General features: G+C 30.0%; 15 protein-coding genes and 1 pseudogene. 14 read left to right on the top strand and 2 right to left on the bottom strand.

Annotation, left to right across the window (positions count from 1 at the left end; translation table 11 throughout):
- The first annotated feature begins 94 nt into the window (after positions 1-94).
- The 6 genes and pseudogenes from CNEONATNEC86_RS10155 (at position 95) to CNEONATNEC86_RS10175 (ending at position 5,805) form a co-directional block, all read left to right on the top strand.
- Positions 95-2,758, top strand: a complete 2,664-nt coding sequence (locus CNEONATNEC86_RS10155) for a cation-translocating P-type ATPase (RefSeq protein WP_159135936.1) — start codon at positions 95-97, stop codon at positions 2,756-2,758.
- A 520-nt stretch (positions 2,759-3,278) separates the two neighbouring features.
- Positions 3,279-3,683, top strand: a pseudogene (locus tag CNEONATNEC86_RS10160) (group II intron reverse transcriptase/maturase); the annotation flags it as partial.
- A 518-nt stretch (positions 3,684-4,201) separates the two neighbouring features.
- Complete coding sequence (locus tag CNEONATNEC86_RS22015) at positions 4,202-4,333, top strand: hypothetical protein (RefSeq protein ID WP_370468868.1); 132 nt, start codon at positions 4,202-4,204, stop codon at positions 4,331-4,333.
- Positions 4,334-4,465: 132 nt separating this feature from the next.
- Positions 4,466-4,795 (top strand): LysR family transcriptional regulator, encoded by a 330-nt coding sequence (locus CNEONATNEC86_RS21540; RefSeq protein ID WP_230131959.1) that lies wholly within the window; start codon positions 4,466-4,468, stop codon positions 4,793-4,795.
- Between the two features lie 14 nt (positions 4,796-4,809).
- Positions 4,810-5,346 carry a LysR family transcriptional regulator substrate-binding protein gene (locus CNEONATNEC86_RS21545; RefSeq protein WP_230131958.1) on the top strand — a complete coding sequence of 179 codons (537 nt, stop codon included), beginning with the start codon at positions 4,810-4,812 and terminating at the stop codon, positions 5,344-5,346.
- Positions 5,347-5,418: 72 nt separating this feature from the next.
- On the top strand, positions 5,419-5,805 hold the full coding sequence (locus tag CNEONATNEC86_RS10175; protein WP_230131957.1) for an oxidoreductase: 387 nt from the start codon (positions 5,419-5,421) through the stop codon (positions 5,803-5,805).
- Positions 5,806-6,223: 418 nt separating this feature from the next.
- On the opposite strand, the gene CNEONATNEC86_RS10180 is transcribed toward CNEONATNEC86_RS10175, so the two are convergent.
- Positions 6,224-7,660, bottom strand: coding sequence for an MDR family MFS transporter (locus CNEONATNEC86_RS10180; protein WP_125149761.1), 1,437 nt, complete (start codon positions 7,658-7,660; stop codon positions 6,224-6,226).
- 336 nt (positions 7,661-7,996) lie between these two features.
- On the opposite strand from CNEONATNEC86_RS10180, the gene CNEONATNEC86_RS10185 reads away from it, so the two are divergent.
- From CNEONATNEC86_RS10185 to CNEONATNEC86_RS22020, 6 genes are all read left to right on the top strand, one after another.
- Entirely contained in the window at positions 7,997-9,148 is a 1,152-nt protein-coding gene (locus tag CNEONATNEC86_RS10185) for an ABC transporter ATP-binding protein (protein ID WP_159135937.1), read from the top strand.
- Positions 9,141-10,004, top strand: coding sequence for a carbohydrate ABC transporter permease (locus CNEONATNEC86_RS10190; protein WP_058295407.1), 864 nt, complete (start codon positions 9,141-9,143; stop codon positions 10,002-10,004). The genes CNEONATNEC86_RS10185 and CNEONATNEC86_RS10190 overlap by 8 nt, the downstream gene beginning before the upstream one ends.
- 59 nt (positions 10,005-10,063) lie before the next feature.
- Positions 10,064-10,903, top strand: coding sequence for a carbohydrate ABC transporter permease (locus tag CNEONATNEC86_RS10195; protein WP_374116954.1), 840 nt, complete (start codon positions 10,064-10,066; stop codon positions 10,901-10,903).
- A 140-nt stretch (positions 10,904-11,043) separates the two neighbouring features.
- Positions 11,044-12,396 carry an ABC transporter substrate-binding protein gene (locus tag CNEONATNEC86_RS10200; protein WP_159135938.1) on the top strand — a complete coding sequence of 451 codons (1,353 nt, stop codon included), beginning with the start codon at positions 11,044-11,046 and terminating at the stop codon, positions 12,394-12,396.
- Positions 12,397-12,505: 109 nt separating this feature from the next.
- Positions 12,506-13,234, top strand: coding sequence for a glycerophosphodiester phosphodiesterase (locus CNEONATNEC86_RS10205; protein ID WP_159116192.1), 729 nt, complete (start codon positions 12,506-12,508; stop codon positions 13,232-13,234).
- Between the two features lie 9 nt (positions 13,235-13,243).
- On the top strand, positions 13,244-13,387 hold the full coding sequence (locus CNEONATNEC86_RS22020) for an HAD hydrolase-like protein (RefSeq protein WP_353885320.1): 144 nt from the start codon (positions 13,244-13,246) through the stop codon (positions 13,385-13,387).
- 99 nt (positions 13,388-13,486) lie between these two features.
- On the opposite strand, the gene CNEONATNEC86_RS10215 is transcribed toward CNEONATNEC86_RS22020, so the two are convergent.
- A complete protein-coding gene (locus CNEONATNEC86_RS10215; protein WP_159135939.1) occupies positions 13,487-14,800 on the bottom strand; it encodes a PucR family transcriptional regulator in 1,314 nt (437 codons plus the stop codon).
- A gap of 651 nt (positions 14,801-15,451) precedes the next feature.
- Here CNEONATNEC86_RS10215 and CNEONATNEC86_RS10220 point away from each other — a divergent pair.
- Both CNEONATNEC86_RS10220 and CNEONATNEC86_RS10225 read left to right on the top strand, forming a co-directional pair.
- A complete protein-coding gene (locus tag CNEONATNEC86_RS10220; protein ID WP_159135940.1) occupies positions 15,452-15,649 on the top strand; it encodes a hypothetical protein in 198 nt (65 codons plus the stop codon).
- A gap of 216 nt (positions 15,650-15,865) precedes the next feature.
- Positions 15,866-16,840 carry a DMT family transporter gene (locus CNEONATNEC86_RS10225; RefSeq protein ID WP_159135941.1) on the top strand — a complete coding sequence of 325 codons (975 nt, stop codon included), beginning with the start codon at positions 15,866-15,868 and terminating at the stop codon, positions 16,838-16,840.
- Positions 16,841-16,869: the final 29 nt, after the last annotated feature.

Below are 16,869 nucleotides of genomic sequence, written 5' to 3' on the forward strand. Positions count from 1 at the left end.
ATTAGGTAGAGTTTCTACCTAATAATTTAATTAGAAAACAATATAAAAATAGTTTTTTAATTAAATCTTAATAAAAAACAGAAAGGATGAGTATATGAAATGGTATGAAAAGAATAAAACAGAAGTATTAGAAGAGTTACGCAGTAACATGGAACTGGGTCTTTCTTCAGAAAAAATAGAGGAGAGGCAATTGAAACATGGGAAAAATGAATTTGCAAAGGCAGAAAAACCAAGTCTTATTAAGAGAGTTTTTCACCATTTAAAAGATATATCAACTATAGTTTTGATTATAGCAGTTGTAATGTCCTTTATGCTGTCATTGAGGCATAAAGAAAGTTTTATAGAACCTCTTGTAATATTATCAATTATTGTTATGAATTTAATATTGGCCATTACTCAGGAAGGTAAGGCTGAGAAGGCATTAGAAAGTCTTGCTGATTTGAATAGTCCATCTTGTCTTGTAATAAGGGATGGAATTCGTCAGGAAATTGATACTGTAGAGCTAGTTCCAGGAGATATTATGGTTATAGAAACTGGATCTTTAATATCTGCAGATGCAAGAATTTTGGAGAGCAACAGTCTTATGGTAGATGAATCTTCACTTACTGGAGAAAGTGAACCATTAGAGAAGAATGGGTTTTCGATACCTGAAGGTAAGGTTCCTATTGCAGAACAAAGCAATATGTTATTCTCTGGATGTTTGGTTACTGCAGGTAATGGTATTGCCGTTGTAACGGAAACTGGTATGAATACTCAGATTGGAAAGATTGCTGGATTTTTAGAAAATACTAAAAAAGGCAAGACACCTTTACAGCAAAGATTGGATAAAGTGGGAATGAATATCAGTACAATTGCTATTATATCTGCTGTTATTTTATTTAGTATAGGTATGATACAGGGTTCTGATTTTTGGAATATGATGCTTTTGGCAGTATCTTTAGCTGTAGCTGCAGTTCCTGAAACATTGTCTCTAATTGTAACTTTGACTTTGTCAAATGGTGTTAAAAATATGGTAAAGAAAAATGCATTAATTCGTAAACTTCCTGCTGTTGAAACATTAGGTAACACTTCTATTATATGTTCTGATAAAACAGGAACACTAACACAAAATAGAATGTCAATTAAACGACTGTGCCTTTATGGAGAAAATCCTGTAAAAGATTCTGATGAATTTTCTCAAAATCAGATAGAATTCCTAAAAATGCTTGCTTGCGCTAGCAATGCCTTGATTCAGATAGATGAAGATGGAAGTCCACAGTATATTGGAGATGCTACTGAAACTGCAATTATTAGACTTTTCCATGAAAAAGGATTGGACAAGGATCAAATTGAAGAGCAATATCCAAGAGTAGCAGAGATTCCATTTTCTTCAGAAAGAAAAATGATGACTGTAATTATTGAAGATCCAAAAGGAGGATATCTTGTTCTTACGAAAGGAGCTTTGGATCGTTTGCCTTTCAATAAGATATCATTGGAAAATAAAAATGAAATTCAAAAGTTGCATGATTCTTTTGCTGATGATGCTTTAAGAGTAATTGCACTTGGAATTAAGCATATAGATGTGCTTCCTAATGAAGACGAGCTAGAATCTGTGGAAAAAGATCTTGATTTTTCTGGAATTGTAGGGCTTATTGATCCTCCAAGACCTGAAGCTATTAAAGCAATTAAATCAGCTAAGAAAGCTGGTATTCGTACAATTATGATTACTGGAGATCATGCTGCTACAGCAGCAGCCATTGCAAAGGAACTTTGTATTTTATCAGAAGATCAGAAGGCAATTACAGGATCTGATTTAGAGGAAATGACTGATGAGGAATTAGCAGCATCTATTGAAGATTATTCTGTTTATGCAAGAGTTGCACCAGCAGATAAAATCCGTATTGTGGAAGCATGGCAGAAAAAAGGAGAAGTAGTTGCCATGACTGGTGATGGTGTTAATGATGCGCCTGCATTAAAAGCAGCAGATGTGGGAATAGCCATGGGTAAAACTGGTACGGAAGTAGCAAAAAGTGCTTCTGATATGATTTTAACTGATGATAATTTTGCAACGATTGTGGAAGCTGTCCATGAAGGGCGTAAGGTTTACTCTAATATTAGAAAAACTATTTATTTCTTATTAGTATGTAATCTATCTGAAATATTTGTTATGCTCTTTGCACAGATTGTTGGATGGGGAGTTTTAGTTACTCCAGTTATGCTTCTTCTGATAAATGTTTTAGGAGATGGTATTCCAGGGCTTCAATTATCAAAGGAAGAATCTGATCCTAGAATTATGGAAAGTATGCCAGTAAAGCGTACAGAAAGCTTGTTTAGCGGTGGACTGTTACATGTAATTATACAACAGACAGCCATTTGTTCACTGGTTGTTTTAGCAGCATATTATGTTGGTTCTTGTTTGAATATTGGTGTTCAAAATCCTTCAGCTGAAATAGGACAGACTCTTGCATTTATAGTACTGGGATGGACTTCTATTCTTCATATTCTTACAGTTCGTAGCAGAAAATCAATTTTTAAACGAACATTTTTAGATAATCCTTCATTGGTCATAAGTATGGCATGTATGCTTTTAGCTTTGGTGATAATTGTTATAGTTCCATCTATTCGAACAGCATTAGGACTAACTAAAATTGAACTTCACCATTGGCTTGTAGCTCTTGGGCTTTCAATTGTACCTACTATAGTCGCAGAGATAAGGAAGTTTATAGATAATCATTCAGAAAATTCAGAGTACGAAGAATTAGAGTACTCTTATAAATAATTAACAAAATCCTAAACTCATTGAAGTTTAGGATTTATTTTTGGTGTGCCCAGCATGGGCACGTGCTAATCGGTGAAAGTCCGTGGTTTGGACTGATAGTGCCAACCATTAGCTTAAGACAAGGGTGTCCATCGTGAGGTGGAATCCGAAGGAAGTTGGCGGCAAAGCCTTGGTCTGAGGTACACGAACCACATTCGAGGCTCAATTCTGTGGGTAAACTTGCCAAACAAAGTAAAGCCCTATAACTATCCAAAACAGAAAGAGTAGATGTGGCAGATGTATGAGGTGAAAGTACGTGTTCTTACCTGGGGAGGTCTGATAGATAAGTTCCATAAGAATTAAATTTCTAGTATACAACCTATATAGTGATATATAGCTGAACTATCAGAAGTCAGCAGAAGTCATAGTAACTCCGCTAATCGCGATAGCGGATGAAGGACTGAACGTTAGGAGGTTTACAACTTTGGATAAGTCAAAGAAATTACAAAGAAAGTAGAAAACTCAATATAGAGGCCAGTTGATGGAAGTAGAAGTGGAACTTCAAGGTATGTCAAAGGTGCCGAGTAATTTCATGGTTTTACCAAATAGCGAAAGCGTAAACGATGAAGCATTTGATACTAGTAGGCTACTTGAAAAAGTTCTAGAAAGAAATAATATGCTTTTAGCACTTAAAAGAGTAATTAGTAATAAAGGAATCCACGGTGTTGATGGAATGAAGACTGATGAACTTCGCGAGTATATCAAGAAACACAGGGAAACAATTAAAACTAAACTACTAGAAAATAAATATAATCCGTCACCTGTAAGGAGAAAAGAAATATCTAAACCAGATGGTGGAGTTAGATTTTTGGGAATACCAACTGCACAAGATAGATTAATTCAACAGGCAATTGCTCAGCTATTATCTAAAATATTAGATGTATTAGTACTTTTTATTTGAGAAACTGTTGCTTTAGTCTTCCATGTTGCAAGAGTTGATTTACTTATTCCAGTTTCAAATGATAACTTAGAAGGTGAAATACTTTCAGGTGGTAACATTCTTTCTATTATCTTTTGTCATAGATTATCTCTCCTTAATTATATCTCTTACGAGAATAACATTAATTATTCTCTATGACAACTATCTTAACACCCAAGGGATACGGATAGATTAGAAGTATATAGTCCATGAACCATCAGCTTGAAAATATATGGTGTTGATATGAACAATAGAAAATGTCTTTGGAAGCATTGCTATGAAGATGAATATGAAGAGTGAATGGTCTTAAGTGCATGAAGAGAAAATGAAAAATAATAAGGGATTATAAAATTAAAGAAGTAAATATTAGAATTTATGATAGTGGAGAAAAAAACACACAAAAATTTGTAGCAACTGTAGAACCTTATAATGCAACCAATAAAGATGTCATATGTATTCTTATGATGCAAATATAAATAAAAGAAATAAGAAAATTTAGAAATAGATTGGCACATAGATATAAGGTGTTATTGGATGAAGAGTTAATAAAAAATTTAAAGGAAAATATTATTTGCATTGAGGAACTAGAACAGGCTATAAAAGAGCTTGTTAACTAGAATAAATTTTAAAATTGATTTTTATAAGAAAAAGTCTTAGAATAGCTAAGGCTTCTTTTTATATGTAAGTCCAAAATCTTATTAGATAAATGATATAATATTAGAAGAATTTTTTTAATAGTGGGGGATCATATGCAAATAGACAAGATTATTTATTTTATAAGTGTAGCTGATAATTTAAATTTTACTAAGGCAGCACAAGAATGTCATTTGGCTCAGCCGGTCATTAGTCAGCAGATTAATTCATTAGGGGCTGAAGTTGGTTTTCAATTATTTATAAGAACCAGTAAAAGTGTTGTACTTACTGAAGCTGGAAAGGTATTCTATGAGGAAGTGAAAAATGTAGTTGAAGGATATAAAAATGCAGTAAGGAAAGCTGAAAGTGTAGCGTTTGGATTTAAAGGATTGATTACAATAGGAATATGTGGGGCATTGAAGAAATTTTTCTGCCACAAATTCTAAGAGGATTTAAGGAAATGTATCCGCTAATAGAGATTGACTTTAAAAAGGCATCCTTCAATAAAATAAGTAAAGAATTAGAAAATAAAATTTATGACGTAGTATTTACATGGTCATATGATATTGAGGAATCAAAAAATATTAGTAATAAAATAATATTTGAAGATGAAGCATGTGCTATGATTAGCTTTAATAATAAGTTGGCAGGTAAGTTTAAAGTTTCTAGAGAAGAACTTGCCATGGAAAATAATATAATGGTAGCATATGAAGAAAAATTAAAAACTTATAAACATTTTTCTGACTTTTATGGCAAATATAATATTAAACCTAAGCCAATTATGACCGTTGTAGATAGCCAAATATTAAAGTTGATGATAGATTTAAATATGGGAGTAAGTATTGTACCTAAGAGAATTAATGACTTAAATAACAGTAGATTTTCTTTTGTAGAAATAGAAGGTATATATCATTCTATTAAATTTAGTGTAGCTTATTTAATAGAGAATACAAACCCATGTGTAGAATTATTTGTAAACAATGCATCTATAAGATAATCTTATAGATGCATTGTTTTATTTTATTTAAAATTTTAAAAAATAAATATTATAATAAAGGGAGGGACTTTTATGGACAAAAATTCCAATATCTTTAAACCTATTCAAATTGGAAACGTTGTAGTAAAAAATCGTATTGAGGTTTCACCAGCAGGAGCATTTTTATGTGGAAGGGATGGTGGAGATAATCCAGAATTTTTAGCTTATACAAAATCATTAGCTAAATCTGGAGCTAGAATTGTTACATTAGGGGTTTCATCAGTAGATAAACAAAGTTCAGGTGTAGCTATTACTAATGTAGGTAATTCATTATACATATCTGATTTAGCTGATATTGCAGAAGTAATCCATAGATATGGAGCTTTAGCAAGTATAAAATTAGTATCTGGACAATACATGCTTACACCACCTGAAGTTGTAGCAACTCAAAGTAGTAAAGAGAAATTAAACACATTATAGAACTGTTTGCTTCCTGAATAAAGAATTGGTGCAGATGGCATACAAATTAGCATGATTGCATTAAAAGAACTTCTAAAAAAAGAAGAGGTTACCTTTAAATGTGAAAGGATATTGTTGATGATACTTATGTTGTTGGAGATTGCGGTGTAAAAGGAGGAACTTTATGGAATGCAACAAGAACTGGTTTTGATGCAGCAATGGAATTATAAGAATTAAGATATATTCAAAATATTTTAAAAGATTTATCATTAAATAGATTAGAAAATAATCCAGGTTTATTTTTTGGTAATAATGCATTTACAACTGAGGATCCAATAAATTTTAGTTTATCATCGTTAGCACTTAGATTTCCTATTGAATAAGCAACAAGAATTTATATTAGTGAAAATTAATATAAATTCTTGTTGCTTATTTTTTCTTAGTCTTTTATAATTGACTTTTTAGGAAGTAAAAATGTTGTTATTAAATTAATTGCTGCAACAAATGTCATGGCAATAAATATAAAATGCATTCCATTAAACATAGCATTACTTCCATCAACAGCTTTTATTATATTATTATCTATGGCTGTAAATATGTTATTGGAGTTTATTCCCTCTATGTATTGTTCCTTAAAGTAAATTTCAATACCATTATTTAATATTGAACCAAATATACTTACCCCTATGGTTTGTCCTAAAGTACGGATAAGAGAATTAGTAGAAGTTGCAACACCTCTCATAGATTCTTCTGCTCCAATTTGCGCTACAATTGTTACTATTGTAAATAATGCTCCAGCGCCATATCCCATAATAATCACTATTATAATAACTACTGGTAGGGAAGATATGCTTTTTAAAGTTATAAGCAAACTTGAACTAATTAGCATAATAACACTGCAAACTTGAAGAATTCGTTTTTCTCCTACTTTTGTAAGCAACTTACCTAAGGTAAATGTTGATAAAAGCCAACTTATAGACATAGGTGCTAAAGATAGGCCAGAAATTGTTGCATTATAACCTAAAACATTTTGAATATATATAGGCATATATGAGTCTATTATTACTATAACCACAGAAGCTACAAAGCCAATTATATTTATAATTATTGTAGTTCTATTAAAAATGTTAAAGGGTATTAATGGTTCAGTAGATTTCTTTTCAAATAAGTAAAAAGTGAACAGTAAAACCATTGTTACTAATATATATGGTATCATTTTTGTAACACCATTTTCAATTTGCATGGTTCCAAATAACAATGATACTATTGCAAGAGTAAGAATTACTATACCTTGATAATCTATTATTGACTTTTTCTTTATAAGCTCTTCGTCAAAATTATTCATAAGTAATACAATAGATATTATTCCAAATGGAACATTTATAAGAAATATCCAATGCCATGATAAATAATCTAGTATAAAGCCACCTATAAAAGGTCCGATTAAACCAGCTATCCCCCATACAGTATTAAGTGTACCTTGAATTTTTGCTCTTTCCTCAATTTCAAATATATCTCCTACAATAGTAAAAGATATAGTTAATATTGATCCAGCACCAATACCCTGAATTGTACGGAATAATATTAAATGAACCATACTTGTAGATAAAGCACATAAAAAGCTTCCTATAATAAATATTATTATTCCGGTAACTATAATCTTTCGTCTACCATATAAATCAGATAGTTTACCATATACTGGAGTAGATACTGCTGATGTTAACAAATAAGAAGAGAATACCCAACTAATTAGATTAAAACCATTTAAGCTTTTTGAAATGGTTGGCATAGCAGTAGTCACAACCGTTCCTTCAAAAGCAGCTAAAAACATTGCTAGCATAATAGCTATAACTATATTACGTTTATTTTGCTTCACTTTGTAGACCTACCTTTCTATTAAAGTTTATTAATAAATACTATACAATAATAGACAAAAAGAACTTATTATGCAATAGATTATATTAAATTTATTTTATAATGTGATTTATTTAATCTACATGGAAGTGTTAAATCAAAGTAAAGATACTTATAAAGGCCTGTAAAGATTGTGTAAATACTACGTAAATAGTGATAGTAAACAATTACATTAAATTGACTTTGATTTTGCGTGGTGATAAGATTCAAATTGTTGGAAGGAAAATTTTTGAAAAAAGTTCAACAAAGTTTACTAAAGAAATTTATTACAATCAAGTTTTATGAGGAGGTAAATTAAGTGCCGAAACTATTGCTTAAAAATATATGTAAAAAATATGATGAGGAGTCATATGCAGTTAAAAACGTTAATTTAGAAGTTGATGATAAAGATTTTGTGATTTTAGTTGGACCATCAGGATGCGGTAAGTCAACAACGCTTAGAATGATAGCTGGTCTTGAAGAAATAAGTGAAGGTGAAATGTGGCTAGATGGACAGTTTGCAAACTATCTAACTCACAAAGAAAGAGATCTAAGCATGGTATTTCAAAATTATGCATTATACCCAACCATGTCTGTTTATGATAATATAGCATTTTCTTTAAAGGTAAGAAAAGTTTCGAAAAATACTATAAAAGAAAAAGTAAATGAAGTTGCAGAAATTTTAGGGATTCAGCAGCTATTAAAAAGAATGCCAAAAGAATTATCTGGAGGACAAAAGCAGAGAGTTGCAATTGCTAGTGCAATAATAAGAAACCCAAAGATTTTGCTTATGGACGAGCCCTTATCAAATTTAGATGCAAAATTAAGAAATCATATGAGAGTTGAAATGTCAAAGCTTCATAAAAAATTAAACAATACAATTATATATGTAACTCATGATCAGACAGAAGCTATGACACTTGGTACAAAGATAGTTGTATTAAAAGATGGAGAGGTACATCAGATAGATACACCAGAGGCATTATATGATAATCCAGTTAATAAATTTGTTGCAGGATTTATAGGACTTCCATCAATGAACTTTATAAAATGTCAATTGAAAAATGAAAATCAATTAATGTACTTTAATCTTGGCAATGAAAAAGTATATTTACCCAAAAGTAAAAGTGATTTGTTAATTAAAAAAGGGTATGAAAACAAAAATGTAATTATAGGAATACGACCAGAGCATATTACAAACAACATTGATATGACAGAAAGAGATAAAGAATATATATCTTCGCCAATTAGTGTAAAAGTAGATTTAAGTGAAATGCTTGGAGATAAAACAAATATTTATTTTAAAATTGGTGATAATGATTTAACAGCAATTTTTAAAGATAATTGTAATTTGGGGATAGGAGATAAGGCGGAGGTTTTAATATATACAAAAAATATATGCATTTTTGATGAAAAAAGCGAGAAGAATATCTTACATGAGGAAGTTAAAGGAGGTTTATGTGATGAATAAAACAAAAAGATTTAAAATCGAACCATATTCATTTATTATGCCGAGTCTTATAATATTTTCATTATTTCTATTTTATCCATTTTTTAAAACATTATATTTAAGCTTATACAAAACAGATAAAATGGGACAACCAAAATTATTTGTAGGATTTGAAAATTATACAGATTTATTTTCATCACCTTCCTTTTATAACAGTTTAGTTGTTACGTTTGTTTTTGTAGCTATAGTTGTTTTAGGAAGCATGGCAATTGGACTTTTAACTGCTGTATTATGTAATAAATCCTTCCCTGGAATAAGAGCATTCAGCACAGCTTATGCACTTCCAATGGCAATTGCATCTTCGTCAGCTGCAATGATATTTAAGATCATTCTTCATCCGTCAGTAGGAATTGCAAATAAAGTTTTAAATTCTAATATAAATTGGCTGACAGACCCTAAGTATGCATTAATTTGTGTTGCAGTACTAACTGCATGGCTTAATAGCGGTATTAATTTCTTGTATTTTTCAGCTGGATTAAGCAATATTGATGAATCCATATATGAAAGAGCATCAATTGATGGTGCAAATTCAATTCATCAGTTTTTCAAATTAACGCTTCCTGGGCTTAGTCCAATTCTATTCTATACTTTCGTAGTAAATATAATACAAGCGTTCCAGGCTTTTGGACAAGTTAAGATATTAACACAAGGTGGTCCAGGAGAGTCTACAAACCTTCTTGTATATTCAATTTATAGAGACGCATTTTTTAATTATCGTTTTGGTAGTGCAGCAGCACAGTCAGTTATACTTTTTGCAATAATAATGATACTTACTTTAGTAATGTTCAAAATGGAGAAGAAAGGGGTCAAGTATTAATGGAAGCTGTAATTAATGAGAATATAACCAAAAAAGAAATAGAAGACATTCAAACAAAAATGAGAAGAAAACACAAAAATAGAAAAAGAATTAAATCTTCTTTAAGACTAGCAGTTAATCTAGTTGTTGTATTAATTGTCCTTTTACCGCTTTTATATGCTTTAAGTATTGCTTTTATGCCATCAAGTGAAGTATTTACAACAGATTTAAATTTAATACCTAAAAATCCAACCATATCAAACTTTGTAGATGTATTAAAAAAGGTTCCTTTATTTAAATTTGTATTCAATTCATTTGTAGTAGCGGGACTTATAACACTTGGGCAGATAGTATCTTGTTCACTAGCAGCATTTTCATTCTCGTTCTTAAATTTTAAGGGCAAAGAAATATTGTTTATGCTTGTTATGTCAACAATGATGATTCCGGGTGAAGCAACAATTATTTCAAATTACTTAACAGTAAGTTCATGGAACTGGTTAGATTCATATCAGGTACTTATCGTTCCATATTTAACATCAGCCATGGGAATATTCTTATTCAGACAATTTTATTTATCATTCCCAATTGCTCTTTATGAATCAGCAAAAATAGATGGATGTACAAATTTAAAATTTATATGCAAGATTTTAATGCCGCTTACAAAATCGGCAATAGGTGCAATGGCAGTTTATACATTTATAAATGCATGGAATATGTATATGTGGCCTCTTCTAGTAACTGGCTCTGATAAGATGAGAACTGTTCAAATTGGTATAAGTATGCTTAACAGCATTGATTCTCAATCTATAACGATGATGATTGCAGGTGTTGTAATGATAATTGTACCTTCACTATTAATCTTTGTTGTTGGTCAAAAGCAGCTTATAAGAGGAATGTTCTCAGGAGCCGTTAAAGGCTAAATATACTAAAAAGTAAAATGTATCGATTATTATGTTGGCTAAAAACAACATGTATTAATATTAAGAAGATCAAATTTAAAATACATGCTGTTTAATATAAAAAGATTATGATTTTTTAAAGTTGAAGGGAGAAAACAAAAATGAAATTAAAGAAATTCTTACCACTTGTTTTAACTGCTACAATGGCTTTAACTACACTTGCAGGATGTGGCGGCGCTAGTCAGGGGACTGCTGATGCATCATCAAATGGTAGTGATGCTCAGAAGACAACAATAACATTCTGGCACTCTATGGGTGGAGTAAATGGAGAAGCTCTTACTTACTTAGTTGATAAATTCAACAGCGAAAATGATAAAGGAATTTTTGTAGATGCACAATATCAAGGGGAATATGATGATTCAATAAATAAACTTAAAAGTGCACAGCTTGGAAATATGGGAGCAGATTTAGTACAAATTTATGATATTGGTACTCGTTTTATGGTAGATTCAGGCTGGATAACTCCAATGCAGGAGTTAATTGATAAAGATAAGTATGATGTTTCAAAAATTGAACCTAACATAGCAGCATATTATTCTGTAGATAATAAGTTATATTCAATGCCTTTTAATTCATCAACACCTATATTATATTATAATAAAGATATGTTTGATAAGGCGGGAATTAAAAAAGCACCAGAAAGTTTTTCTCAAATTGAAAACATATCAGGAGATTTAACATCAGAAGGTGGAGCAACAAATGCTATATCACTAGGAATTTATGGATGGTTCTTTGAACAATTTATATGTAAACAAGGTCTTCAATATGCAGATAACGGAAATGGTAGAGAAGGCGCTGCAACTTCAGTTGAATTTGACAAAAATGGAGCAGCTTTAAATATTTTAACTGCATGGAAGAGTTTATATGACAAGGGATGTACAGCAAATGTAGGTCGTGGTGGTGATGCAGGACTTGCTGACTTTTCAGCTGGGAAATCAGCAATGACATTAGGTTCAACAGCTTCATTAAAACAAATCTTAAAAGATGTTGATGGTAAATTTGAAGTTGGTACTGCATACTTCCCAAGTGTTGTTGATGGCTCTAAAGGCGGAGTTTCAATTGGTGGTGCTTCTTTATGGGCTTTAGATAATAAGGATGAAGCTAAGAAAGATGCTACATGGGAATTTGTGAAATTCTTGATTTCTCCAGAATCACAAGCTTATTGGAATGCTAACACTGGATATTTCCCTGTTACAACAGATGCACAAAATGAACAAGTATTTAAAGATAATGTTAAAGAATTCCCACAATTTCAAACAGCAATTGATCAACTTCACAGTTCAGCACCAGAATATGCTGGAGCATTACTTAGCGTATTCCCAGAAGCTAGACAAACAGTTGAAACTGAAATCGAAAATATGCTTAATGGAAAACAATCTCCAGAAGAAACTGTAAAAGCTATGGCAGACAGTATAAATAAATCGATTAAAGAATATAACACCATTAATAAGTAGTGGACTGAATATAATTATTATATAAGCATTAAATTAAAAAAGAGTATCCACAATAATTAATTGTTAGATACTCTTTTTACATTATAAGTTATGTATAAGGAGATAAATTATGTACAAGACAAGGATTTGGGCACATAGAGGTGCTTCAGGGTATGCACCAGAAAATACTTTAGAAGCATTTAAGCTTGCAATAGATGAAAAAGCAGATGGTATTGAATTAGATGTACAGCTTACAAAAGATAAAGAATTAGTCGTAATACATGATGAAAAAATAGATAGAACAAGTAATGGTAAGGGGTATGTAAAAGATTATACATTGGATGAACTTAAAAAGTTCAATTTTAATTATGGTAATGAAAAATATGAAGAGGTAAAGATTCCAACACTCAAAGAAGTATATGAGCTTTTAAAACCAACAAACTTAATAATAAATGTAGAGATTAAAACTGGAATTATTTTTTATGAAGGAATAGAAGAAAAAGTATTAAAACTCGCAAAAGAAATGAAAATGGAAGATAGAATAATATATTCATCTTTCAATCATTATACAATAAAGAGAATTAAAGAACTTAATAATAGGGTACCTACTGGGTTATTATATTGTGATGGATGGATAGGTATTTTAGAATATGCTAAAAAATTAGGTGTTACTGCACTGCATCCTTGTGGATATAATCTTCAATATGAAAATCTTATAGAAGAATGTAAAAAAGAAAATATGCTTTTGCATGTTTGGACTGTTAATGAAGAAAAAGATATGAAACTTTTATATGAAAATCAGATTGATTCAATAATTACCAACTATCCAGATGTGGCAAGAAAAATAATAAATCAATAAATTACAGATATTTTATGTGGGCTAAAAAGCGGAGTAGACACAGCTGCTGTATTCACTGGAGAAACCAATAAAGAAGAAATTAAAGCTTCAAAATATAAACCTACTCATATATTCAATTCTGTAAAGGACATTTATAAGTTAATAAAAGTATAGATAATTTGTAATTAATGAAAAGAGAGCGTCGCAAAATGATTAACTTTAAATCAGTAGCGATGCTCTTTTTAGGGATAGAAAGTCAACATGTATAACATTTTATAATATAAATGAATGAATAAGTATAGCATTGTATAAATTAAGTTTTGTAAATGAATCTGATAAGGATACATTTAAAATATCTTCAATTCGGTTTATTCTATATTTTATTGTGTTTCTATGTGTATTTAATACTTTAGAAGTATTAATAATATTGCAATCATTCTTAAGATAAACTTTTAATGTTTGTATTAAATCACCTTTGTTTTTCTTATCATGAATAATGAGAGGATTAAGCATTTCATTTCTATAATTTTTTAATAAATCCTGTCTTTCAATTTCAGAGAAAACTTGAAGAATTCCAATTTCATTATAAGAAAGAATTTTACCTTTGTGTTTAAGTTTTGTACATATGGAAATACATTTTGAGGCTTCATTAAAGCTTTTTTGTATTTGGTCTATTGAAAAATAACATTTTCCAAGTCCTATATTCATGCTTATATAAGGATACTTATTTAATGTCTCTGTAAGAAATTTATTTAGAATTTCATGGCATATATTAGGAGCATTGATGGTTTTAAAGTAAGTATTATCAGTTATAGTGATTTTATTATTTTCGTTAAAAAGATTGTGGCTTAAATCATTATTACTTTTAAATTGGCTATCAGTATCCATAGGTAGATTATACTGTGAGCTTGTATAAAGTCCTACAATATTATTACCGTAATTAGATAGAACAACTTTAAAGTTTTCTTCCTTAAATAGAGATAAAAGAAAGTTTTTTAAGTCTCCTATTTTAAATTCATCAAGAGATAGTTTTGATTGTTCATTTTCTGAATTATTAAAGAAGTTTATTAAAAAAACACTTTGGCTGAGATTTAAAGGATAGTCAAGCTCTTCAGCCTTAAGTAGTAGCCTTTCTTTATTCAAATCATTGCCAAAGATTATACTTGATACTAAATCATCTCTGATTTGACTTATGCTACTGCTAAGAACAATTGCATGTCCTAATTCTTCGAAAATATTGACAAGTGGCGTGTTCCAGCTTATTAGAAAGAGTGGAAATCCTTTTTTGTCACATAGCTTTATTATGGTCTTCGGGATGGATTTAATATAGTTATCTCCAACTAAAAGAAGTGCTCCAGAAAGATTTAATTCTATAGCTTCAGAAATGAGATTTGATATATTAAAATCTTTTTTATCAATAATTGCACCACTTATTATTAAAAGTTCATGACCTTTTACCCAGTTTTTAAGGCTTAGGCTTTCAGCTTTGTATGCCCATCTTATTACATTATTTAATCCTTCGCTGCCACATAAAAGCTTTATATTAGTAAGTGAAGGAAGAGTGAATAAATCTTTGCATTGAAACATAAAAAAATACCCCAACATTTACTATTATTTTAAGTTATTAGTATATATTTGTCCAGACTTTTTACATAGATTTTGTTAATGAATAATAATAAGATTTTAATATTTTTGTTATTACTGCATAAAAATATAATAAAATTTGACTGAGAAATACTATTAGATTAATATTTAGGTAAGGAAAATTTAATATAAACAATTACGTTTAAATAGAGAGAGCAATGAGGTTCTAAGTAGAGTAGTTAACTTTACTTAGGGCCTCGTTTTTACTTGTAGGAGATTGTAGATTTTAGCAGATAAAAATAGTTTAGTACATCTATTAATGCTGAATGAATAAAGATTCAAAGTAGAATTTATAAAAGATTATTACAATTGTGAAAAGGGGGGAGTATTAATGAAAACATGGCAAATAATGATTGGATTTCAGGCTTTGACAGCACTGATTTCTCTAGTGTCAGTATTAATATTTATGTTTAAAAAGGATGAAATTGTATAAAAGTCAATGTAATATATGAGATTAAGCGTAAGGTGGCTAATTAATAAATAAATAAAGACTATGGTATAAACTATCTATTTTGGGGTAATGAAATTATTAATATATGGGATTTAATTAAAGCAAATAATCATTATATTGAAAAAAGTAAAGGAGGAAATAATATGAGTTTACAAACAATGTCAATTATATTTTTTGTTGGATTTTTAACATTTGTTGCTATTGTAGCATTTGTTTCAAGTAGAAATAATGGAGGACAAGGTGAAAGTGCAGATGTTGAATATTATTTAGGAGGGAGAAGTACACCTACAGTTGTTCTTGCATTTTCATATGTGACATCATCAATCTTTAGGAAACTATAATGCATCAAAATCTGTTGATAACTTATGAAATGATTAGATTAATTATTTAATATTTATTGAAACTAAGAAAAATTCCAATGGAGGAAAAGTAAGAGTTTCAAAAATTCTTCATACAAAGTTAACAAGTCTTAGAAGCAATGTTAGAGCTAAAGTAATAAATAAAAAAACATAGTGTAAACAACTTTACACTATCTAATTTAACAGGGGGATTTTTTTATGGAAAATAATAAGAATTATAAAGTAGGTTTGTTTGCTGGAATAAGTTCAGCAATAATTTGGGGCCTAGATACAGTTGTTATGGCAATAGTACTTACTATGAGTCCATTTTTACCAGAGGGTGCAGCATTTTTAGCACCATTTATAACAGGATTTTTTCATGATGCATTTTCAGCATTATGGACATTTATATATCTGGCATTTAAAAGACAACTAGGAGATTTATTTAAAGCAATGAAAACTAGGAGCGCTTTATTTATTGCTCTAGCAGGAGCAATGGGTGGACCAGTTGGAATAATGGGATATGTACTTGCAATTAAATATATTGGACCATCTTATACTGCAATAATATCATCATTGTATCCAGCACTTTCAGCAGTTTTGGCATATTTCTTATTGAAAGAAAAAATTACTAAAAAAGGTTGGCTAGGGTTATTAATTGCAATTTCAGCTATATGCTTAATTACATATTCACAAAATGAATCTGGAATTAGTGTTGTAGGAATTATATGGGCTTTAGTGTGTGTATTTGGATGGGGATGTGAAAGTGTTATATGTGCAATTGGAATGAAGAAAAATGAACTGTCATCAGAATTTGCACTTCAAATAAGACAACTAGCATCAGGTTGTATTTATGCTTTTTTTATAATTCCAATTGTAGGTGGAATAGGACTTAGCTTTGATATTTTAAGAACAAATATAGTTTGGTGTCTTGCTGCAATAGGATTATTAGGAACATTATTTTGTTTGTTCTATTACAAGGCAATTTATGAAATTGGAGCAACAAAAGCTACTGGTTTAAATATAACATATGTTGTTTTTTCAATTATATTTGATGTGGTGATTAATGGAAGCCAAATAAGCTTAAAAACAATTATATGTAGTATAGTTGTTATGGTTGGAGTTTATTTTGTGATAAAACAACCAGAAGAAAAAAAAGATGATATATCTAAAATTCCAGATATTAATTATTAAAATTAGACAATATTTATAAATTAACAATA

This window comes from Clostridium neonatale (assembly GCF_900465025.1).
Lineage (GTDB): Bacteria > Bacillota > Clostridia > Clostridiales > Clostridiaceae > Clostridium > Clostridium neonatale.